General features: G+C 42.9%; 17 protein-coding genes. 8 read left to right on the forward strand and 9 right to left on the reverse strand.

All coding sequences use genetic code 11. The annotated features are described in order from the left end of the window. Position 1: 1 nt before the first annotated feature. From CCS02_RS11305 to CCS02_RS11315, 3 genes are all read right to left on the reverse strand, one after another. Positions 2-517 (reverse strand): DUF501 domain-containing protein, encoded by a 516-nt coding sequence (locus tag CCS02_RS11305; RefSeq protein WP_100186489.1) that lies wholly within the window; start codon positions 515-517, stop codon positions 2-4. Between the two features lie 37 nt (positions 518-554). Further along, a complete protein-coding gene (locus CCS02_RS11310; protein ID WP_072840183.1) occupies positions 555-965 on the reverse strand; it encodes an energy transducer TonB in 411 nt (136 codons plus the stop codon). Between the two features lie 212 nt (positions 966-1,177). Next, positions 1,178-2,590, reverse strand: coding sequence for an aminotransferase-like domain-containing protein (locus CCS02_RS11315; protein ID WP_100186488.1), 1,413 nt, complete (start codon positions 2,588-2,590; stop codon positions 1,178-1,180). A 254-nt stretch (positions 2,591-2,844) separates the two neighbouring features. Here CCS02_RS11315 and CCS02_RS11320 point away from each other — a divergent pair, with 254 nt between their 5' ends. Further along, a complete protein-coding gene (locus CCS02_RS11320; protein WP_100186487.1) occupies positions 2,845-4,821 on the forward strand; it encodes a methyl-accepting chemotaxis protein in 1,977 nt (658 codons plus the stop codon). 62 nt (positions 4,822-4,883) lie between these two features. Next, complete coding sequence (locus CCS02_RS11325) at positions 4,884-5,363, forward strand: peroxiredoxin (RefSeq protein WP_072840180.1); 480 nt, start codon at positions 4,884-4,886, stop codon at positions 5,361-5,363. A gap of 90 nt (positions 5,364-5,453) precedes the next feature. Here the strand turns inward: CCS02_RS11325 and CCS02_RS11330 are convergent, their stop codons facing one another. From CCS02_RS11330 to CCS02_RS11340, 3 genes are all read right to left on the reverse strand, one after another. Further along, a complete protein-coding gene (locus CCS02_RS11330; RefSeq protein ID WP_072840179.1) occupies positions 5,454-6,722 on the reverse strand; it encodes a TRAP transporter large permease in 1,269 nt (422 codons plus the stop codon). 2 nt (positions 6,723-6,724) lie between these two features. Further along, the gene (locus tag CCS02_RS11335) at positions 6,725-7,198 is read right to left on the reverse strand and encodes a TRAP transporter small permease (protein ID WP_072840178.1); all 474 of its coding nucleotides are present in this window, start codon (positions 7,196-7,198) and stop codon (positions 6,725-6,727) included. 85 nt (positions 7,199-7,283) lie between these two features. After that, entirely contained in the window at positions 7,284-8,297 is a 1,014-nt protein-coding gene (locus CCS02_RS11340; protein WP_072840177.1) for a DctP family TRAP transporter solute-binding subunit, read from the reverse strand. Between the two features lie 680 nt (positions 8,298-8,977). Here CCS02_RS11340 and CCS02_RS11345 point away from each other — a divergent pair. Genes CCS02_RS11345 through CCS02_RS11370 form a run of 6 tightly spaced genes read left to right on the forward strand, consistent with a single transcriptional unit; the run spans position 8,978 to position 13,942 of the window. After that, complete coding sequence (locus CCS02_RS11345) at positions 8,978-9,985, forward strand: amidohydrolase family protein (protein WP_072840176.1); 1,008 nt, start codon at positions 8,978-8,980, stop codon at positions 9,983-9,985. 29 nt (positions 9,986-10,014) lie between these two features. Continuing rightward, positions 10,015-10,692, forward strand: a complete 678-nt coding sequence (locus CCS02_RS11350) for a 4-carboxy-4-hydroxy-2-oxoadipate aldolase/oxaloacetate decarboxylase (RefSeq protein ID WP_072840175.1) — start codon at positions 10,015-10,017, stop codon at positions 10,690-10,692. Beyond that, positions 10,685-11,773: a 4-oxalomesaconate tautomerase gene (locus tag CCS02_RS11355; RefSeq protein ID WP_100186485.1), complete on the forward strand. Its 1,089-nt coding sequence runs from the start codon at positions 10,685-10,687 to the stop codon at positions 11,771-11,773. The genes CCS02_RS11350 and CCS02_RS11355 overlap by 8 nt, the downstream gene beginning before the upstream one ends. 44 nt (positions 11,774-11,817) lie before the next feature. Beyond that, entirely contained in the window at positions 11,818-12,690 is an 873-nt protein-coding gene (locus CCS02_RS11360) for an amidohydrolase family protein (RefSeq protein WP_084122436.1), read from the forward strand. 41 nt (positions 12,691-12,731) lie between these two features. Beyond that, positions 12,732-13,094: a protocatechuate 4,5-dioxygenase subunit alpha gene (locus tag CCS02_RS11365; RefSeq protein ID WP_072840173.1), complete on the forward strand. Its 363-nt coding sequence runs from the start codon at positions 12,732-12,734 to the stop codon at positions 13,092-13,094. Beyond that, positions 13,094-13,942: a class III extradiol dioxygenase family protein gene (locus CCS02_RS11370; protein ID WP_100636610.1), complete on the forward strand. Its 849-nt coding sequence runs from the start codon at positions 13,094-13,096 to the stop codon at positions 13,940-13,942. The genes CCS02_RS11365 and CCS02_RS11370 overlap by 1 nt, the downstream gene beginning before the upstream one ends. A 74-nt stretch (positions 13,943-14,016) precedes the next feature. Here the strand turns inward: CCS02_RS11370 and CCS02_RS11375 are convergent, their stop codons facing one another. The 3 genes from CCS02_RS11375 to CCS02_RS11385 form a co-directional block, all read right to left on the reverse strand. Next, positions 14,017-15,315: a methyl-accepting chemotaxis protein gene (locus CCS02_RS11375; protein WP_072840171.1), complete on the reverse strand. Its 1,299-nt coding sequence runs from the start codon at positions 15,313-15,315 to the stop codon at positions 14,017-14,019. Between the two features lie 144 nt (positions 15,316-15,459). Continuing rightward, positions 15,460-16,764: a methyl-accepting chemotaxis protein gene (locus CCS02_RS22470; protein ID WP_100186484.1), complete on the reverse strand. Its 1,305-nt coding sequence runs from the start codon at positions 16,762-16,764 to the stop codon at positions 15,460-15,462. 277 nt (positions 16,765-17,041) lie between these two features. Further along, the gene (locus tag CCS02_RS11385; protein WP_100186483.1) at positions 17,042-17,992 is read right to left on the reverse strand and encodes a LysR family transcriptional regulator; all 951 of its coding nucleotides are present in this window, start codon (positions 17,990-17,992) and stop codon (positions 17,042-17,044) included. Between the last annotated feature and the right edge of the window lie 7 nt (positions 17,993-17,999).

The following is a 17,999-nucleotide window of genomic DNA, read 5'->3' on the forward strand; positions in this document are numbered from 1 at the left end:
TTTATTCTGCGTCAGCGATGGCTTTCATGCCGTATTCTTCGTCTAGAATACGCCCGATAACATTGTTACCGGCAAGGTGATGTGCATATTGCATGTGTAAGCATCGTACTTGATCCCAATTCGCAATGCCGCCAATTCCAAGCTTATCAAACAAAGGCTTGAAGCCTTTTTTTTCAATAATGGCTTTGTGCTCAGCGCTCATTACTTCCCAACGCCTTGCGATGTAATCGCGGTGAGAAGCATGATGTGCTTCTCGCAATGTTTCGTCGTCTTTGATGCGCTGCTCAAGCTCTTTTACAACACCATGACTTTCTATTTTTGCCAAAGCTTTGTCGATGGCTTTGCTAGAAAGCCAATATAGAGTTGGGAATGGCTGCTCGAAAACCCAAGTCTCCATCTCTAATACTTGAGGTATGCCGCTAGGCGAATAATGAGCAATGGCACTAATGCCGCTTGGAGTGCGTCCGAGTTGTGCTGTGATGATATCAATATCACGCTGAGAAAGTGTTGTTGTCATAATGTCTTATTGAATAGTGTCTTCTAAAAGAGAAGAATTAAATTGTGAACGCAGGGAAACTGGCGGCGAATTTTTGTATCCATTCAGCGGCGGCTTCATTGTAGTTGAGTCGTCGGCCTTCGATTTTTGCTTGGCGTCGGTAATGTTCTATCTGAGAGAGCTGCTCGATCATGCGAACACAGTAACACTCTTCTTTGGTAGGGAACTCAATGGCGATGTGGTAGCCATCCGTTTCTTTAGTGCACCAAGCTATACGGCCAGACACGCAAAAGTTTGGGTCAATCTCTTCCAATGTAATTCTTACCGAGCGTCCATTGTCAAAAGGACGAAGGGTGACATATGTGATACCGACAAACCCAGCTCTATCTTCAGTAATTTGAGGAAAGGGCTGATCTTCTATTAGCGTAATGTCTAACGGAAGGTCTCTCGGATGTGCAACAAATTCCATCGCAACAAGCCAGCTACTATTTCAGATATTCATGTTATCGGCCAAGAAGGCAGAGTGTTTAAAAAAGAATGCGAATTGTACGCTTTTTGCCCTGTCTGTACAGACGAATTTTAGGATGTCTGAGGCTAAAATCATAACTTCTACTTATATGTGAAAATACTCAATGTGGTGCTTTGTATTTTGAACTGCTCAGATAGCTGTATTAGCCTAGCTTAGGGGATCTGAAGCTGGCAAAGCTTACCGAGTTCTTTTAGTGCAGCGTCGGTTTTATTATCCCAATTTAGTGCGTAGTTTAATCGAAAATGATGGTTGAATTGCGCTGTTAAACTGAATGCTAACCCTGGCAGCAAGCCAATGCCAATTTCTAAGGCTTGGGAATGAAGTGTCATTGCGTTTACCGTGTCTGGTAAAGTGACCCATAATAAAAAACCACCTTTTGGGGTAGAGGTTTGAGTACCTGCTGGAAAGTGATCCTGAATGAGCGCCTGACAGCGAGCTAAGTTGTCTTGATAAGATTGTCGGGTTTTTCGTAAATGACGATCATACGCGCCGTTTTCTAGAAAATTGGCGATAGCTGTTTGCGTTAATGTGGGAATCGCAAGGGATTGAACATAAGCGTAATGTTCAATCTGAGTTTGAAAAGGGCCGCCAACAATCCAACCAATGCGAAACCCTGGCGCGATACTTTTAGAAAAAGAGCTGCAGTAAATAACGGTATTTTGTTTGTCGTCAGCTTTTAAAGATCGCTCGCGTTTGTCTTTATAACTCAACTCTCCGTATACATCGTCTTCAATCAGAGTGAAGCCGTGTTGAACAGATTGATTGAGGATGCGTTGTCTTGCCAAGTGATTGAGCGTGGCGCCAATCGGATTTTGGTTGTTTGGTGTCACCACGCATGCCTTGATATCCCATTCTTTTGCCGCATTTTCCAGAATATCTAAGTCGATCCCTGTTTCCGCTGAACAAGGGATTTCAACCGCCTTTAGGTTCAACACTTCAATGATTTGTAATACTCCATGATAAGCCGGGCTTTCGATAGCAACGGTATCGCCCGCTTTTGCGACAGCTTGTAATGAGAGCATCAAGGCGTTTTGGCAGCCCAATGTAATAGTAATGTCATCGGGTTGCAGCTGGCATCCGCTGTCTAGCATGCGGATGGCTATCTGACGGCGTAAGCTGAGTGATCCTGGGGTGAATTCATAAGCTGCACATATTTCTGGTTCTAAGCGCATCAGGCGCCCTACAGAGCGCTGTAGCTGTCGTATCGGTAGGAACTGGCTTTTAGGAATAGCTGCACCAAATTGCATGATATTGCCGTCTTGAGAGGCATGAAGTAAGCGCCGTAGTAAAGCATGTATGGTGCCATCATTCTTAGTAGGTTCAATTTTTGCAGGTTCTGTTGGCTGGAGCTGAGTTTCTTGAACGAAATAGCCTTTTTGAGGGCGTGCTTTTATGACGCCTCTGTCTTCTAGCAAACTGTAGGCTTGCAGCACAGTCGCAACACTGACTTCCATTTGTTTGCTGGATTTACGAACCGATGGGATCTTTGCGCCTGGTAAGAAAATACCTTCATGAACTTGGTGTTCAATTTGGTTAGCAATTTTTTCGTATAAGGGGCAATCCATAAAGCGCAGGTCGAATTCAAAATGAGAGATGTTTAATCTACCAGATTGGTGGATTGAAAGAAATCTATGCCGATTTTACGGCGCAAAGGTCTGTGTGTTAAGTGGTATTTTTTGACGCTCTGGGATAGGCGATCATTGTAAATAAAGTGTTATGGTGTTCTTGTATACTTGGTCAGGTTTATATCAGCTTAAATGTTTAGCTGCCGGGTAAGAAAACTAAAAATTTAGAGCAGATTTTAATTTAGAGGTCGATTATGTCGTTATCCGTTATTCAAAGGATTTTATTTGGCTTTAGTATTTTACTGCTACTTTTGCTGATGATTGCCGCATCTGGATTTGTAGGCATCAACAAAATAGAAGATAGATTAAACGTTGTTACAGGGAAAGTGGCCAATATCTCATCTACCAGTAATGCGCTAAAAGAAGATGTCAGCTTGGCTAATGCGGCTGTTTTACAATATTTACTTAGTAAAACTCCCGATTCATTGGAAGATTTATCCGCACGTTTTCTGAAATATAAACAGGAGTTTAGCGATGTTTCAGAACAATTGTCTGCTCAACTTCAAGGTTTGCCAGAGATGAGTCAGGCGCTTGAAAGCATTAACGCTGAAGTGGAGCGTTTTTATGGTTATACCGATGTCGCTTTTTCTAATCATAAGAGGATGTTAGGGCTTCAGGCTGTGGTGCCAGATGAAAAACTTGATCTTAAAGATGCAATTGCTTTTGCTACAGAAGATTTAGGTATGTTGGTAACAGATGGCGATACATCCGAAATCCAATTTGCGGCTTCTTACATGCATAGCCAAATAGAAAGTCTTCAAGTATCGGTTAATGATTACTTTGATGTGCGTAGTCTGGATAAAATGCAGGAATTACGTGATGCCATGGCATCTATTATTTCTAGCCTGAAAGACAAACAATCCTATTTGAACGATGACAACATCAATGGTCTGGTGAGCGAAATAGAAACCAGTGTGATGTCTGGCGATGGTGTTGTGGCGAAATTTTACGAGAATGCTCGTCTAGTGCAAGAGTCAGAAGTGCTGGCGAAACAGCTGTCAGACAGCATGGAAGTGGTTAATACGTCCGTGCAGCAGCTATTATCTAAGGCCGCTTCGATGGGGTTAAACGCTAAAACAGAAGCCACAGATGCTGCGAAATTATCAACGCTTATTATTGAGGTTGTATTGGTTGTTTCTATAGTAATTGCAGTGCTGGTGGCATTATGGGTAAGTCGAAGCATTCGCCTTCCGTTGAAAGAAGTGATGACTGTACTGGGCAAAATTTCGGATGGTGACTTCACTCAACGCAGTAAAGTAAAAACCAAGGACGAGTTTGGTGAGTTATCTGCTTGGGTAAATGGGCTGGTGGCGAAGTTACAGGAGGTCATGTCTGAGATTGATCAGGCGTCTAATGAAGTTGCTGAGTCGGCTGGCAGCAATGTTCGCTTAGCTGGTGATTCTAAACGCTTGATGAGCGCACAGAATGAAAGAACCTCTGAGGTTGCTTCGTCTATGTCGGAAATGGTGTCTACGGTCGATCAGGTGGCAAAAAGCTCAGAAGTTATTTTGCATCAGATCCAATCGGTTGATCAAAGAGCTCATCAAAATCGCGAACAAATGGATACCAATATTCATAAAATCGAACATCTTCTCGAGCAAATAGAAGAATCGACGACAGTTGTGAATGAACTTGATGAGCACTCGAAGAGCATAGATCGTATTTTAGAGGTGATTCAAAGTATTGCGGAGCAGACGAACTTATTGGCGTTAAACGCTGCGATTGAAGCAGCGCGTGCTGGTGAGCAAGGTCGAGGTTTTGCTGTAGTGGCAGATGAAGTTCGTATTTTAGCTACTCGAACTCATAGCTCCACTGAAGAGATTCAGCATGTTATCGCGCAATTACAGCAAGGTGTGACAAAAACCGTTGGCAGCATGGAAGAGAGCCGAAAAAGTGCTACTTCTAGTGTTGAGGAAGCGCGCACAGTTGGATTGTCACTAATTGAATTGCAAGGCAGTATGGCTGAAATTCGGGACTTAAGTATTCAAATTGCCACCGCCGCTGAAGAGCAATCTGCTGTAGCGCAAGAAATTAAGCAAAATGTATTAGAAATATCTGAGATGTCTGAACAGGCGGCATTGGGTTCAGATCAGAGTGAGAAAGACAGTGAAGGATTGTCTAAACTGGCGTCTCATCAGAAGTATCTACTTAGTCAATTTAAGATTGTTTGATGGTTTTTCTAAGATAGGTTGCGTTAATATTGGGGCAACTTAATTCTCTGGAGATAAAGTTCATGTCGATTCTTATGGGTGATATGTTGCCTCATGGTACGTTTCAGGTAATGGGAGAAGAAGGTCCTGAGACAGTAGATGTCACAGAATTCTTCTCAGGTAAAACTGTATTGATGTTTGCCGTACCGGGTGCTTTCACTCCAACCTGTAGTGCTAGTCACTTACCTGGTTTTGTAGTGCACTTTGATGCTTTAAAAGAAAAAGGAATAGACGACATAGTGTGTCTTTCTGTGAATGACGTTTTTGTTATGAATGCTTGGGGTAAAGCGAATAACGCTGAAAATCTGATAATGGCAGCAGATGGCTTGGCTGAGTTCACTTGCTCTATGGGATTAGAACTGGATATTTCAGCTGCTAAAATGGGCATTCGTAGCCGTCGATACGCCATGTTAGTGACCAACGGCATTGTTCAGCAGTTATGGTTGGATGAGCCAGGCGAATACAAAGTCAGTTCTGCGGAATATGTTTTGTCTCAGTTATAAGCTTTTTGTTTAGCTTTTTTAGTCAGGCAAAAAAACGACGCACATGGCGTCGTTTTTTATGTCTCATATTAATGCTTCGTTCATTACTGGCTAATAGCCAAATAAGGTTGGTAAGAAGGTTACTGTACTTGGCACAAAGGTAATCAAGATCAAGACGGCCAATTCTACTAAGAAAAGTGGCATGATTTGCCTAGATATAGCCGCAATACCTACGTTCGCAATCGAGTTAGAAACGAATAGACAAATCCCCATCGGTGGTGTGACAAGGCCGATCATCAGGTTGAAAATCACCACAATACCGAAGTGTACTGGATCGATACCAAGGCTCATCGCGATAGGATGCAGAATCGGTAGCAATATCAGCATCGCTGCGATCCCTTCTAGGAATAGACCAACAACCAGCAAAATCACGTTGACTAGGATTAGGAACATCCAAGGGCTAGATACTTGCTCTAGCACCATTTGGCTGACAGTTTGCGGCACTCTTGAGAAAGTTAGTAACCAGTTCGCAGCAGCAACGACGCCAATCACGATTAGGATTACAGATGAGTCGCGCATTGCTCGAATAAAGATGCGTGGCAAACTCGATATTTTCAAGCTTTTCAGAATGAATACACCTGCTAACAGAGCATAAGCGGCGGCAAAGGCAGCTGCTTCCGTTGGTGTAACAATACCAGTCAGGATTGAGCCCACAATGAATATCGGCATGAACAGCGGAATCCACGCATCAACAAAAGCCTTCCAACGCTCTTTCATGGACAGTTTCGCTTTTAACGGTGCGTAATGACCTGCAAAAAAGTAAACATAGATCGACAAGCCAATAGCTAGAAATAGTCCAGGTGTTACGCCCGCAAGGAATAGCGCTGGTACAGAAACACCGGTAGTAATCAACGCATAAATAATCACTGGAATACTTGGCGGAATCATCGGTCCGATAACAGACGATGCGGCGGTTAGTGCCGCAGCAAAAGCCCGTGGGTAACCTTCTTTTTCCATTGTCGGAATAAATACGCGTCCAAGTGCCGAGGTATCGGCAACAGCGGAACCTGACAGTCCGGCAAAAATAACCGACGCCCAGATGTTTACATGGGCAAGGCCAGCTTTCATATGACCAACTAACGCATTAGCAAAGTTGATAATTCTGCTTGTGATACCACTCTCATTCATCAGCTCACCAGCTAGAACAAAAAGCGGAATTGCCAAAATAGAGAATGAATCTAGGCCGCTAAAAATACGTTGAGCGACGAGACTTACATTGAAAGGTAATGTGTAAACATGACCAACTACGCCTAATAAAATGGCGAATGCAATAGGGCTGCCAATAACCAAAAGAACAATAAGAATCCCAAGACCTAGCATAATTACTGTCCTTTCTCTAACGTTGTAGATTGAAAATAGTCGATGAGTCGTATAAGTGCTGCGATCACAAGACACGCACCACCTATGACCATAGCCACTTGAAAATAATACATTTGAATGCCTGTGCCGGGGGCCTGTATTGCTCCTCGCTTCATCATGAAAATGTAACCGGAATAGGTCAGCACGCAGCCGCTTACTAGCGCAATAACGTCAGATATAAAATGCAGAGCATGGCGAATCTTAGCGGAGACCATATCTTCTAAAAAAGTAAAACGAATATGAATGCCCTCTAAATAACACAATGCCATACCAAACATGGTGCCGTAGATCATGGCGTATTTTGCGACTTCCTCGCTCCATTGGATCGGTGAGTTAAATAAGTAACGGCTCAAGCTACTTACTAAAACAACGCCAAAGATAACGAATAGGGAGGTGCCGGTTAAAATCGAGAGAGTATTTTTATAGAGGCGCTTCATGTTGAGCTTTCCGGGTTGTGACAAAGGAAAAGCAACCGAAAGCCATTAAAGAAGGCTCTCGGTTGCCTGATTTCAAGTACTGAGTTTATTTCGAGTTGCTAACGACTTTTACAGACATTTGAGCGCGTTCGATCCACTCTGGCTGTACTTCACCTTTTAACCAGTTGATAACAGCTGGTTGCGCGATATCACGGAACTTAGCCATTTGTGCTGGTGTTGGAGTGGTGATTTGCATGCCATTAGCTGCAAGAGATTTTAAGCCTTTTGCAGAGTTAAATTGCTGCACTGCACGACCTACAGTTCCTGCAACTTTTGCTGCACGGTCAATAATTGCGCGATCTTCATCGCTCAATGATTGATAAAGGTCTTCGTTGATTAGTAAGAAATCTGTGCCGTAAACGTGGCCGTCTAGTGTTAGATATTTTTGGAACTCATAGAATTTGTTCGCTTCGATAACACTGACAGGGTTTTCTTGTCCATCAACAACACCAGTTGTTAATGCAGATGGTACTTCAGGCCATGCGATTGGCGTAGGCTCTGCGCCCATTGCTTTTACCATTTCAACATATAGTGGCAGGGTTTGAACGCGGATTTTTAAACCGTTTAAATCTTTTGGTTCTGCAACAGGGCGTTTTGAGTTAGTGAAGTTACGGAAGCCTGTTTCGCCATAGGCAAGAGTGCGTAGTCCGCTTTCTTTCAAGCAATGTTCAGACAGTGCTTTACCGAATTCGCCATCTAATACTTCCCAAGCAACAGGAGCTGATGGGAATAGGTAAGGAATTTCTAGAACCGATGCTTCTTTACAAACTTTAGCAAAGGCGCCAGACACCATCGTCATGCTCAGTGTGCCTTCTTGAGTAGACTGAACAAGGTCTGTTTCGCCGCCAAGCTGTCCAGAAGGGTAAACATTGACCTCAATACGACCGCCAGACTCAGCTTCCACTAAGTTTTTGAAAACTTCTGTCGCGGCACCTTTTTTAGAGGTTGTCCAATCTTGGGGATCTACGTGACCAATAGTAAGAGTGAGATCGGCTGCGCTAACGCTGCTTACAGCACCAGCAGCAATTAAGCCAAGTGTAATTTTTTTTGTTAGGTTCATTTTTACGTCTCCAAGCACGGGATCTTATGTGTCCCGGTTGTTTTATTTTTGTATTTTCTATCCTACTTTGCAGTAAGACAGGCTGTCCTGTATTCGAAACTAGCATTTTTGAGCCTCTAAATAATATAGGATCATTTTAAAAATACCCTATATTTTTTCTTAGAGGCTCACAATGACACGAATGTGAACGATTTCTACATCTGGTCTTTGTGTTCCACTCAATATCTATTTTTTGATCTGCTTTGCTAAGCAACACGACCAAAATGTCGTAAATTTTGTATTTTTAGAAATGAATTTTTAATGTCTCTTATATATCGAAAAAGGAATACAAAAACACCATCATGTTCGTTTTTTTTGAAAAAAACCATATATATCATATTGATAGTGTTATTTTAAAGGAACCTTTAGTTGGTGTAAAAGTGAGATTTTTCAAAATAAATATCTAAAATGAGTAGATGTTCTCGTTGTACTAAAAAACAGCTATCTCAAAATGCAATACCCTTTCGGTCAAATTGAAATAGCCAAATAGCCTATACACAAGAATACTCTGAACAGATTGTGATTGAATGGCTGTGTAAATAAAGAAGGTAAGAGGCATAAAAATAGACGGCTGGTCTTCTATTCCACAGCAATTGCCTTAAATAAAAACAGCGCCTTAAATAAGAATAGAGAGTAGTAACATGATTATAGATTGCCACGGACATTATACGACTACGCCAGCAGGCGTTGGTGAGTACCGCGATAAACAAAAAGCACAGGTCGCTAAAGACCCTGCTTTTGTTGGTGAAAAAGGTAAGGTTATTGTTTCGGATGATGAAATCCGTGACAGCATTATCAATAATCAGCTGCGTTTACAGCAAGAGCGTGGCACCGATTTAACCATCTTCTCTCCTCGTGCTAGCTGGATGGGACACCATATTGGTAATGAATACACCAGCCAATATTGGACAGAACATCAAAACGATTTGATTCGCCGTGTTTGTGATCTTTTCCCTGAAAACTTTGCTCCTGTAGCGCAGTTACCACAATCGCCAGGTGTTGATCCTGGCAAATCGGTTGCTGAGATCGTACGTACTGTTGAAGAAATGGGTTTCATCGGTATCAACTTGAACCCAGATCCAAGTGGCGGTTACTGGCAGGATAAGTCTTTGGCGGACCGTTCTTTCTATCCTATTTATGAAAAAATGTGCGAATACGACATTCCGGCGATGATCCATGTGAGCGCGGCATGTAACGATTGTTTCCACACGACTGGCTCACACTACCTAGGTGCGGATACGACGGGCTTTCAGCAATTGATGATGTCGGATGTGTTTAAAGATTTCCCTGAATTGAAAATTATCATTCCTCATGGCGGTGGCGCAGTACCTTATCACTGGGGACGTTTCCGCGGTATGGCATTAGATCAAGGTTTTGATCTTGCCGAGCGCGTTTTGAACAACATCTATTTCGATACTTGTGTTTACCATCAGCGTGGTATTGATCTTCTGTTAGACATTATTCCAACAAAGAACATCTTGTTTGCGTCTGAAATGATTGGTGCGGTACGTGGTGTTGATCCAGAAACAGGTCATTATTTTGACGATACGAAACGTTACATCGATAACAACACCGTGTTATCCGCTGAGCAGAAACAAGCTATCTTTGAAGGCAATGCTCGTCGTGTATTTAGTCGTTTGAAAGCGTAAGACTTTCGATTACAAGGGAAAAAAGAATCATGCGAAATAATGTAGTAGTACAAAATATTGAACGTGCTGACCAAGCTGTAATCGATGGTTTGGCAGAGTGCGGCGTAGCGACGATTCATGAATCTCAAGGTCGTGTTGGTCTATTGGCTCATTACATGCGCCCAATTCAAATGGACAAGACCATTGCCGGATCCGCGATCACTATTTCAGGTGCCGCTGGCGATAACTGGATGATGCACGTGGCGATTGAGCAGTGCAAAGCGGGTGACGTGATGGTATTTGCTCCAACGTCTCCTTCGAATCACGGCTTTTTTGGTGATTTGTTAGCAACATCAGCGCAATCTCGTGGCGTAGTTGGTTTGATTATCGAAGGTGGTGTTCGTGATACTCGCGACCTTCGTCAAATGAACTTCCCTGTTTGGTCAAAAGCCGTGTTCGCTGAAGGTACGATTAAAGAAACCGTTGGTTCTGTTAACGTACCTATGGTTTGCGCTGATGCCTTGGTTAATCCTGGTGATGTGATTGTGGCTGACGATGACGGTGTGGTTGTAGTGCGTCGTGAGAATGCTGCTGAAGTATTGGAATTGTCTCGTAAGCGTATGGCGAATGAAGAATCAAAACGCGTACGTATGGCGAATGGCGAATTGGGCTTAGACATTTATGAAATGCGCCCACGTCTAAAAGAGAAAGGCTTAAAGTATGTCTAAACATTCAGGCGTTATAAAGAGTGCGCCTTGTATGTGGATGCGTGGCGGCACGTCAAAAGGTGCTTACTTCTTAGCCGCAGATTTACCGATTGATGTCGATGCTCGTGCGCAGTTTTTATTACGCGTGATGGGCTCGCCAGATGAACGTCAGATCGACGGCATCGGTGGTGCAGACCCATTAGCATCAAAAGTCGCCGTGGTGAAAAAGTCGGAACGTGACGATGCCGATGTAGACTATTTGTTCTTGCAGGTGTTTGTTGATCAAGCGATTGTTACCGATGCGCAAAACTGCGGCAACATTTTAGCCGGCATTGCACCGTTTGCGATTGAACGTGGCTTGGTTGAGGCCAAAGAAGGCGAAACCTCTGTACGTATTTTTATGGAGAATACCGGTCAAATCGCGGTGGCGCGTGTTGCTATAAAAGACGGCGAAGTGCAATACGAAGGCGACGCTCGTATTGATGGCGTGCCTGGTTTTTCGGCTGCAGTGCCGATCGTTTTCCAAGACACCGCTGGATCAAGCTGTGGTGCTTTGTTGCCAACGGGTAATGTAGTCGATGTGATTGATGGCATTGAAGTAACCTGCATCGATAATGGTATGCCTGTTGTTATCATGCGTGCTGTTGATATGGGTATTACGGGTACAGAATCTCGCGAAGAACTTGAGGCCAATGACGAACTGCGTGCGAAGCTAGAATCTATTCGCTTGCAAGTTGGCCCTATGATGAATTTGGGTGACGTGAAAGAAAAATCCGTTCCTAAAATGACCATGGTGAGTGCAGCGACGAACGGCGGTGCTATCTCCACACGTACTTTTATTCCCCATCGTTGTCATGCATCGATTGGCGTATTGGGTGCGGTGAGTGTGGCGACAGCTGCGGTGCTGAAAGGGTCGCCTGCTAATGAAGTAGCAAGTTATCAGTCAAGCGCTCGTATGACGTTGGATGTTGAGCATCCAATTGGCGCGATGACCGTGATTTTAGATCAACAAGAAAACGGCGACCTAGGTTCTGCGGCGATTTTACGTACCGCGAGAAAGTTATTTGATGGGCAGGTATTTGCTCATGGTAACGGTCTTTAATTCGCTGATTTTTAGCATAACGAATTTTTTAAAGGTATTTGAACATGATGGACAAAGATTATATTCCATTTCATCCTGCTCCAAGCAAACCCGCTTTTAAAGCACCAGCGGGTGCAGTTGATGCGCATTGTCACGTTTTTGGTCCAGCGGATAAATTCCCGTACCATCCAAAACGCAAATACACGCCTTGCGATGCGTCAAAAGAACAGTTGTTTGCCTTACGTGATCATCTAGGTTTTTCTCGTAATGTGATTGTTCAAGCATCTTGTCATAGTACCGACAACTCGGCTTTGATCGATGCGTTAGAAACTGCGGGGGATTTGGCTCGCGGTGTGGCATTTGTTGATGACTCTATCACTCACGAAGAAATTGAAAAAATGCATGCTGTGGGCATTCGTGGTGTGCGCTTTAACTTTGTGAAACGCCTTGTTGATAGCACGCCAAGAGAAGTGTTTTTCTCGATTGCTGACAAGATTCGTCCTTTCGGTTGGCACATTGTGGTGTACTTTGAAGCGGCAGATCTAGAAGACTTGATTCCTTTTTTGAAAGAATTGAATACCACGATTGTTGTTGATCATATGGGAACACCAAATGTTGCCAATGGCGTGGATCATCCAGATTTCCAACGTTTTGTTAACTTCATGGCGGATAATGACAACGTGTGGTGCAAGGTGAGCTGCCCAGAGCGTTTGACTCAACATGCGCCTGATTATTCTGATGTTTATCCTTTTGCCCGCACGCTAGTTGAGAAGTTCTCTGATCGTGTTTTGTGGGGAACGGATTGGCCACATCCGAACATGAAAGTTGAAGCGCCAAATGACGGTCATCTTGTGGATGTGATTCCTCATATCGCCCCAACACCAGAGCTACAACAAGCTTTGTTGGTGGATAATCCTATGCGTCTTTACTGGAAATAATCCAAGCTTCGCAGCAAAGTAAATGAATAGAGGTTACCGAAATGGCTAGTAACTATACAGATCGACAACTCCAAGGCACGTACCTTTTTGATGGTCAAATGGCCAAAAAAGGCTATGGCTTAAATAAAATGTGTTACTCATTTAATGATCAAGTAGCGCGTGATGAATTTAATGCGGATCCAGAAGCGTACTGTGAAAAGTTCAAACTTACAGAAGCGCAAAAAGAAGCGATTCGTAATAGAGATGTAATCGGGCTTCTGCGTGAAGGCGGTAGTATCTATTATTTGGCAAAGTTTACCGGCTTACTAAAGCTAAACATGCAAGACATTGGTGGTCTGCAAACTGGCATGAGCACCGATGAATTTAAAGCAATGCTTGAGAAAAATGGGCGAGGAGAAGTCTAATGGCGAACATTATTGGTGCGATAACGACATCTCATATCCCAGCTATCGCTAATGCTATGGCAAACGGATTAGAGCAAACACCGTACTGGAAGCCTTTTTTTGATGCTTATCCACCTGTACGTGACTGGCTAAATGAGAAAAAACCAGACGTTATTATCCTTTTTTATAACGACCATGGTTTAGAATTTTTCATTGATAAAAAACCGACGTTCGCGATAGGTGTTGCTGATGAATATCATAACTCTGACGAAGGTTGGGGCATTCCGACCATTCCGCCAGTGACTGGTGAGTCAGAATTATCTTGGCATATTGCTAATAGTATTGTCGACGAAGGTTTTGACATGACTATCTGTCAAGAAATGCGCGTTGATCATGGCCTAACGGTTCCACTGAATCTTATGTGGCCTGGGCATCAATATGGTCATGTGAAAGTCATCCCAGTGTGTATTAACTGCGAACAATACCCAATGGCTCAGCCTTGGCGTACATTTGAATTGGGTAGAGCTATTGGCCGTGCTGTGGCGTCTTACGAAGAAGACGTCAATGTTGTTGTGTTTGGTACAGGTGGTATGTCGCACCAGCTTGATGGTGAGCGTGCTGGCTTTATCAATCGTGCTTTTGATATCGACTGCTTAGACAAACTCGTCAGCGATCCTGAAGCGCTGACAAAATACACTAATCTTGATCTTGTTGAACAAGGTGGCGCTCAGGCTGTTGAGCTGAATATGCACATCGCCATGCGTGGTACCTTGTTAGGTAAAGTGACGGAATTACACCGTAACTACCATGCGCCGATTTCAAACACTGGCTCTGGGTTGATGTTGTTAGAACATGAGATGCCGAAATAACAAATCTTCTTTATTAGAGGGGCGTTGTTAAGATCAATAAATCCGCTATCTACAAAAATAGATAGCGGATTTTTTTATTTTTCGATATTCAAAAGGTTATTAACAGTATTAGAAACGTGTATCGCGCCTTTTAGAATCTCATCTATGATGCCAGAGGCTTCATCTATCAATTGTGCGTTCTCTTTAGAACGTTCGCTTACTTTGCTCATGCTGGTTTTGGCTTGGCGGGTTAGGTTGCTGTTCTGTGCCACCATATCTTCAATTTCAATAGTAGATTTACTGGTGCGAGAGGCTAGTGTTCTCACTTCATCCGCTACTACAGCAAAACCACGGCCATGTTCGCCTGCACGAGCGGCTTCAATGGCGGCGTTGAGTGCTAATAAGTTAGTTTGGTCAGCAATAGAGCCAATGGTTGTCACAATTTTCGCGATACTTTCAGACTGGTGATTAAGTTGTTCTATTAGGTCTGTAGATACTTCAACATCAGCAACAATTTTGTCTGAGGTTTCGACGGTCCGACGTAAGATCTGTGCACCATTTTCTGACACTTGTGCGGTTTCTACCGAAGTTGAATGAGCCACTTCAGCAGCATGTTGAATAGCTAGTTGAGTATTAACTCTATCGGTAATATCAGAAGCGACTTTAAGTACTTTAACCACTTTACCAAATTGGTCGAAAATTGGATTATAACTGGCCTCTAACCATACAGTTTGGCCTTGTTTACCTACACGCTCAAATTGACCTGTTTTGAAGTCACCATTAGCCAGTTCTGTCCAAAATCTTGGGTTATCTTGATAAAATTTATCAGTGCAAAATTTATGGTGATTTTGGCCAACAATTTCTTTTTTTGATTTGTAGCCTAGTGCCATTAGGAAGTTGTCATTTGCGGTAATTACGGTGCCGTCTGGTGTAAACTCAATAGTGGCAGAGGAGCGGTCAATAGCATTGTAAACAGCTAGCTGACTGTCAGCCATAAGTTTAGCTTTGGTTACATCGGAAGCAATTTTTATTACTTTTACTACTATGCCATCTATTTCAACAGGGAAATAAGTGGCTTCAAGCCAAATATCCGAGCCGTCTTTGTGTTTACGCAAAAACGTACCTTCTTTGCTTTTTCCTGATGCTAGATCCGGCCAGAAACTTTTGTATTCAGGGCTAGAGGTTATTTGATTTGGACAAAACAACGCATGCTTTTGTCCCTGTACTTCTTTAAGAGAATAACCAATCGCATTAAGAAACAGTGAATTTGCTTCTAGAACAGTGCCATCGGGTGAGAAGCTAATTGTTGCGCAGAACTTGTTCATCGCTTCTATAGCAGCGTTATCTATAGATTGAGCTGGTTTTTTTTCAGTCTGCTTCTTATTGAAAAACATTTGCTTCTCCTCCCTAGCCTTGCGTACTTTTTAGTGTTTATTGCTGTGTTAGTAATCAGACTATAAATGGTGTTTATTTCTATAGCTGTAGTGAAAGTGTCCTAAAATGTAACGGTTAGTTATCTTTTTGATAAGAAAAGGCAGTTACTTTTCTGTATGCAGCAATTTGCTCACTGTGTTTGATACGTGTTTAGCACCTTTTTGAATTTCATCTATGATGCCTGATGCTTCATTAATCAGTTGCGCGTTCTCGCTTGAGCGTTCACTTACCTTGCTCATACTGTTTTTTGCTTGCAGGGTTAAATTGCTATTTTGTTTTACCATGTCTTCAATTTCGACCGTTGACTTGCTTGTTCTGGCGGCGAGCGTGCGAACTTCATCTGCGACAACGGCAAAGCCTCGGCCATTTTCTCCTGCACGAGCGGCTTCTATCGCTGCATTTAGTGCTAACAAGTTGGTTTGATCGGCAATTGATCCAATAGAGGTAACAATCTTAGCGATGTTTTGCGACTGATGATTTAACTGCTCAATAAGGTCTGTAGATACTTCAATATCTGCGACGATTTTGTCAGATGTCTCAACGGTGCGACGTAAGATATCTGCACCATTTTCTGAAACTTTAGCGGTTTCTACAGATGTTGAATGTGCCACTTCGGCCGCATTTTGAATGGCTAGCTGCGTATTGACTCGTTCGGTAATATCTGACGCGACCTTGAGTATCTTAATTACTTTGCCAAATTGATCAAAAATTGGGTTGTAGCTTGCTTCTAGCCAGATCGTTTTACCTTGTTTATTTATACGTCTGAACTGTCCAGTTTTGAAGTCACCATGGGCCAGCTCTGCCCAGAAATTAGGGTTTTCTTGGTAAAATTCTGGAGTGCAAAATTGACGATGATGTTGGCCTATGATGTCTTTTTGAGATCGATATCCCATAGTTGTAATGAAGTTATCATTAGCCGTGATAATGGTACCGTCAGGCATAAATTCTATGGTTGCTGAAGATCTGTCTATAGCGTTGTAGACTGCACTTTGACTGTCTGCCATTATTTTGTTTCGAGTGACATCGGAAGCAATTTTTATGACTTTGACGATTTTCCCATCTATCTCAACTGGAAAGTAAGTGGCTTCAAGCCAAATATCCGAGCCGTTTTTGTTTTTGCGTAAAAACGTACCTTGTTTGCTTTGTCCAGCCGCTAAATCCGACCAAAAATGTTTGTAATCGAGACTAGAGGTGACTTTAGTAGGGCAAAATAGGGCATGTTTTTGTCCTTGGATTTCTTCTAATGAGTAGCCCACTGTATCGAGGAATAGTGCATTGGCATCTAATACTGTGCCATCTGGTAAAAAGCTAATGGATGCACAAAATTTCTTCATAGCCGTAATGAAAGCAGAGTCTTCGCTTTGAGGTAGAGTTTTTTCGATGGCTTTCTTTTGTTTGGTAAAAAACATGACAGTTCCTCGCTAGGGGTGATTTGTCAGTATGACAGTCGCATTCCCCATTGTTTTGTGTAGGTGTTTTCCTACAAAACTGGTCGAATTTTACACTGTAATGCTTGGATTTAATGTTTGTTAAGTGTTATATACGTGTGATGTTTGTTAATGGTTTACTTATTTTGAGTAACTCTTTGTGAGTGGTTGTTTGCTTTTTTGCAGGAAAAAATGATGGGGGGATTGAACTGGCTAAATAAGGCATTACTCTTGTCTAACGATAATAGTATCGAGTAGATTATTTTTCAGTCATTCGAGCGAACATGGTTTCAAACTGGCCAATGTTTTGTTGAATGTAGTCAATAAAGGAGCGCATAGTCGGAGTTGGATGACGACCTTGAGGGTGGATCAAACACCATGATCGGCGAAGGGGGAAATCTTTGATTGGAACTTCGATTAAGGTACCAAGAGTAAGCTCTGAGAGTATGCCTAGTTTGGGTAACACGGCTACACCTAGCCCTGCAATAACGGCATGTTTGATCGCGTCATTGGAGCCAATTTCCATCTCTGCGTGCAGACGAATACGTTGCTTTTGACAATGCAGTTCTAGTGCTAACCGACTGCCTGACCCTGCTTCTCGAAGCAGTAAGTTGTGTTCTAAAAAGGTGCTTAATGAGATGTCTTCTAGAGCGAGAAGAGGATGGTTTTGTGGTACAACAGCGATTAACTCATTGTTCAAAAAAGGTATGCTAAACATAGGTTTATCATTCTGCACCATGCCCATGATTGCTAATTCATCATGATTTTCGTTGAGTCGCTCAATGGCCGCTGCACGGTTCATGACTTTCACGTTTATCGTGACGTTTGGATGCAAGCTGGTATAAGCCCGAAGTAAGTAAGGCACCACATATTGCGCCGTACTCACAGCCACCAAAGTTAATTCACCAGATATTAGGCCAGTTTCCTCTGATAAGTCATCTTGAAAGCGTTGTATTTCATCAAACATAGCATGAATGCATTGAGCCAAACGCTTGGCCGTCGCTGTACTGTAAAGCTGACGACCGACGTATTCAAACAGCGGTTGTTCCAGTGCTTGTTCAAGTTGTCGTATTTGGTTGCTAACGGCAGGCTGACTTAACCCCAGCATATCGCCAGCTCGACTGTAGCTACTCAATTCATAAACGCTCTTAAACACTTGTAATTGTCTAAACGTGAGTCGGTTCACTAAACTTTGTACGCTTTGAGGCATTGTTTTT

This window comes from Marinomonas sp. ef1, from assembly GCF_002806845.1.
Taxonomy (GTDB): domain Bacteria; phylum Pseudomonadota; class Gammaproteobacteria; order Pseudomonadales; family Marinomonadaceae; genus Marinomonas; species Marinomonas polaris.

Coding starts and splice junctions, on each gene's coding strand:
- CCS02_RS11385 (WP_100186483.1), bottom strand. CDS start 17,992: ATGCCTCAAAGCGTACAAAGTTTAGTGAACCGACTCACGTTTAGACAA.
- CCS02_RS11370 (WP_100636610.1), top strand. CDS start 13,094: ATGGCGAACATTATTGGTGCGATAACGACATCTCATATCCCAGCTATC.
- CCS02_RS11325 (WP_072840180.1), top strand. CDS start 4,884: ATGTCGATTCTTATGGGTGATATGTTGCCTCATGGTACGTTTCAGGTA.
- CCS02_RS11345 (WP_072840176.1), top strand. CDS start 8,978: ATGATTATAGATTGCCACGGACATTATACGACTACGCCAGCAGGCGTT.
- CCS02_RS11375 (WP_072840171.1), bottom strand. CDS start 15,315: ATGTTTTTCAATAAGAAGCAGACTGAAAAAAAACCAGCTCAATCTATA.
- CCS02_RS11365 (WP_072840173.1), top strand. CDS start 12,732: ATGGCTAGTAACTATACAGATCGACAACTCCAAGGCACGTACCTTTTT.
- CCS02_RS11305 (WP_100186489.1), bottom strand. CDS start 517: ATGACAACAACACTTTCTCAGCGTGATATTGATATCATCACAGCACAA.
- CCS02_RS11340 (WP_072840177.1), bottom strand. CDS start 8,297: ATGAACCTAACAAAAAAAATTACACTTGGCTTAATTGCTGCTGGTGCT.
- CCS02_RS22470 (WP_100186484.1), bottom strand. CDS start 16,764: ATGTTTTTTACCAAACAAAAGAAAGCCATCGAAAAAACTCTACCTCAA.
- CCS02_RS11355 (WP_100186485.1), top strand. CDS start 10,685: ATGTCTAAACATTCAGGCGTTATAAAGAGTGCGCCTTGTATGTGGATG.
- CCS02_RS11320 (WP_100186487.1), top strand. CDS start 2,845: ATGTCGTTATCCGTTATTCAAAGGATTTTATTTGGCTTTAGTATTTTA.
- CCS02_RS11350 (WP_072840175.1), top strand. CDS start 10,015: ATGCGAAATAATGTAGTAGTACAAAATATTGAACGTGCTGACCAAGCT.
- CCS02_RS11360 (WP_084122436.1), top strand. CDS start 11,818: ATGATGGACAAAGATTATATTCCATTTCATCCTGCTCCAAGCAAACCC.
- CCS02_RS11310 (WP_072840183.1), bottom strand. CDS start 965: ATGGAATTTGTTGCACATCCGAGAGACCTTCCGTTAGACATTACGCTA.
- CCS02_RS11335 (WP_072840178.1), bottom strand. CDS start 7,198: ATGAAGCGCCTCTATAAAAATACTCTCTCGATTTTAACCGGCACCTCC.
- CCS02_RS11315 (WP_100186488.1), bottom strand. CDS start 2,590: ATGGATTGCCCCTTATACGAAAAAATTGCTAACCAAATTGAACACCAA.
- CCS02_RS11330 (WP_072840179.1), bottom strand. CDS start 6,722: ATGCTAGGTCTTGGGATTCTTATTGTTCTTTTGGTTATTGGCAGCCCT.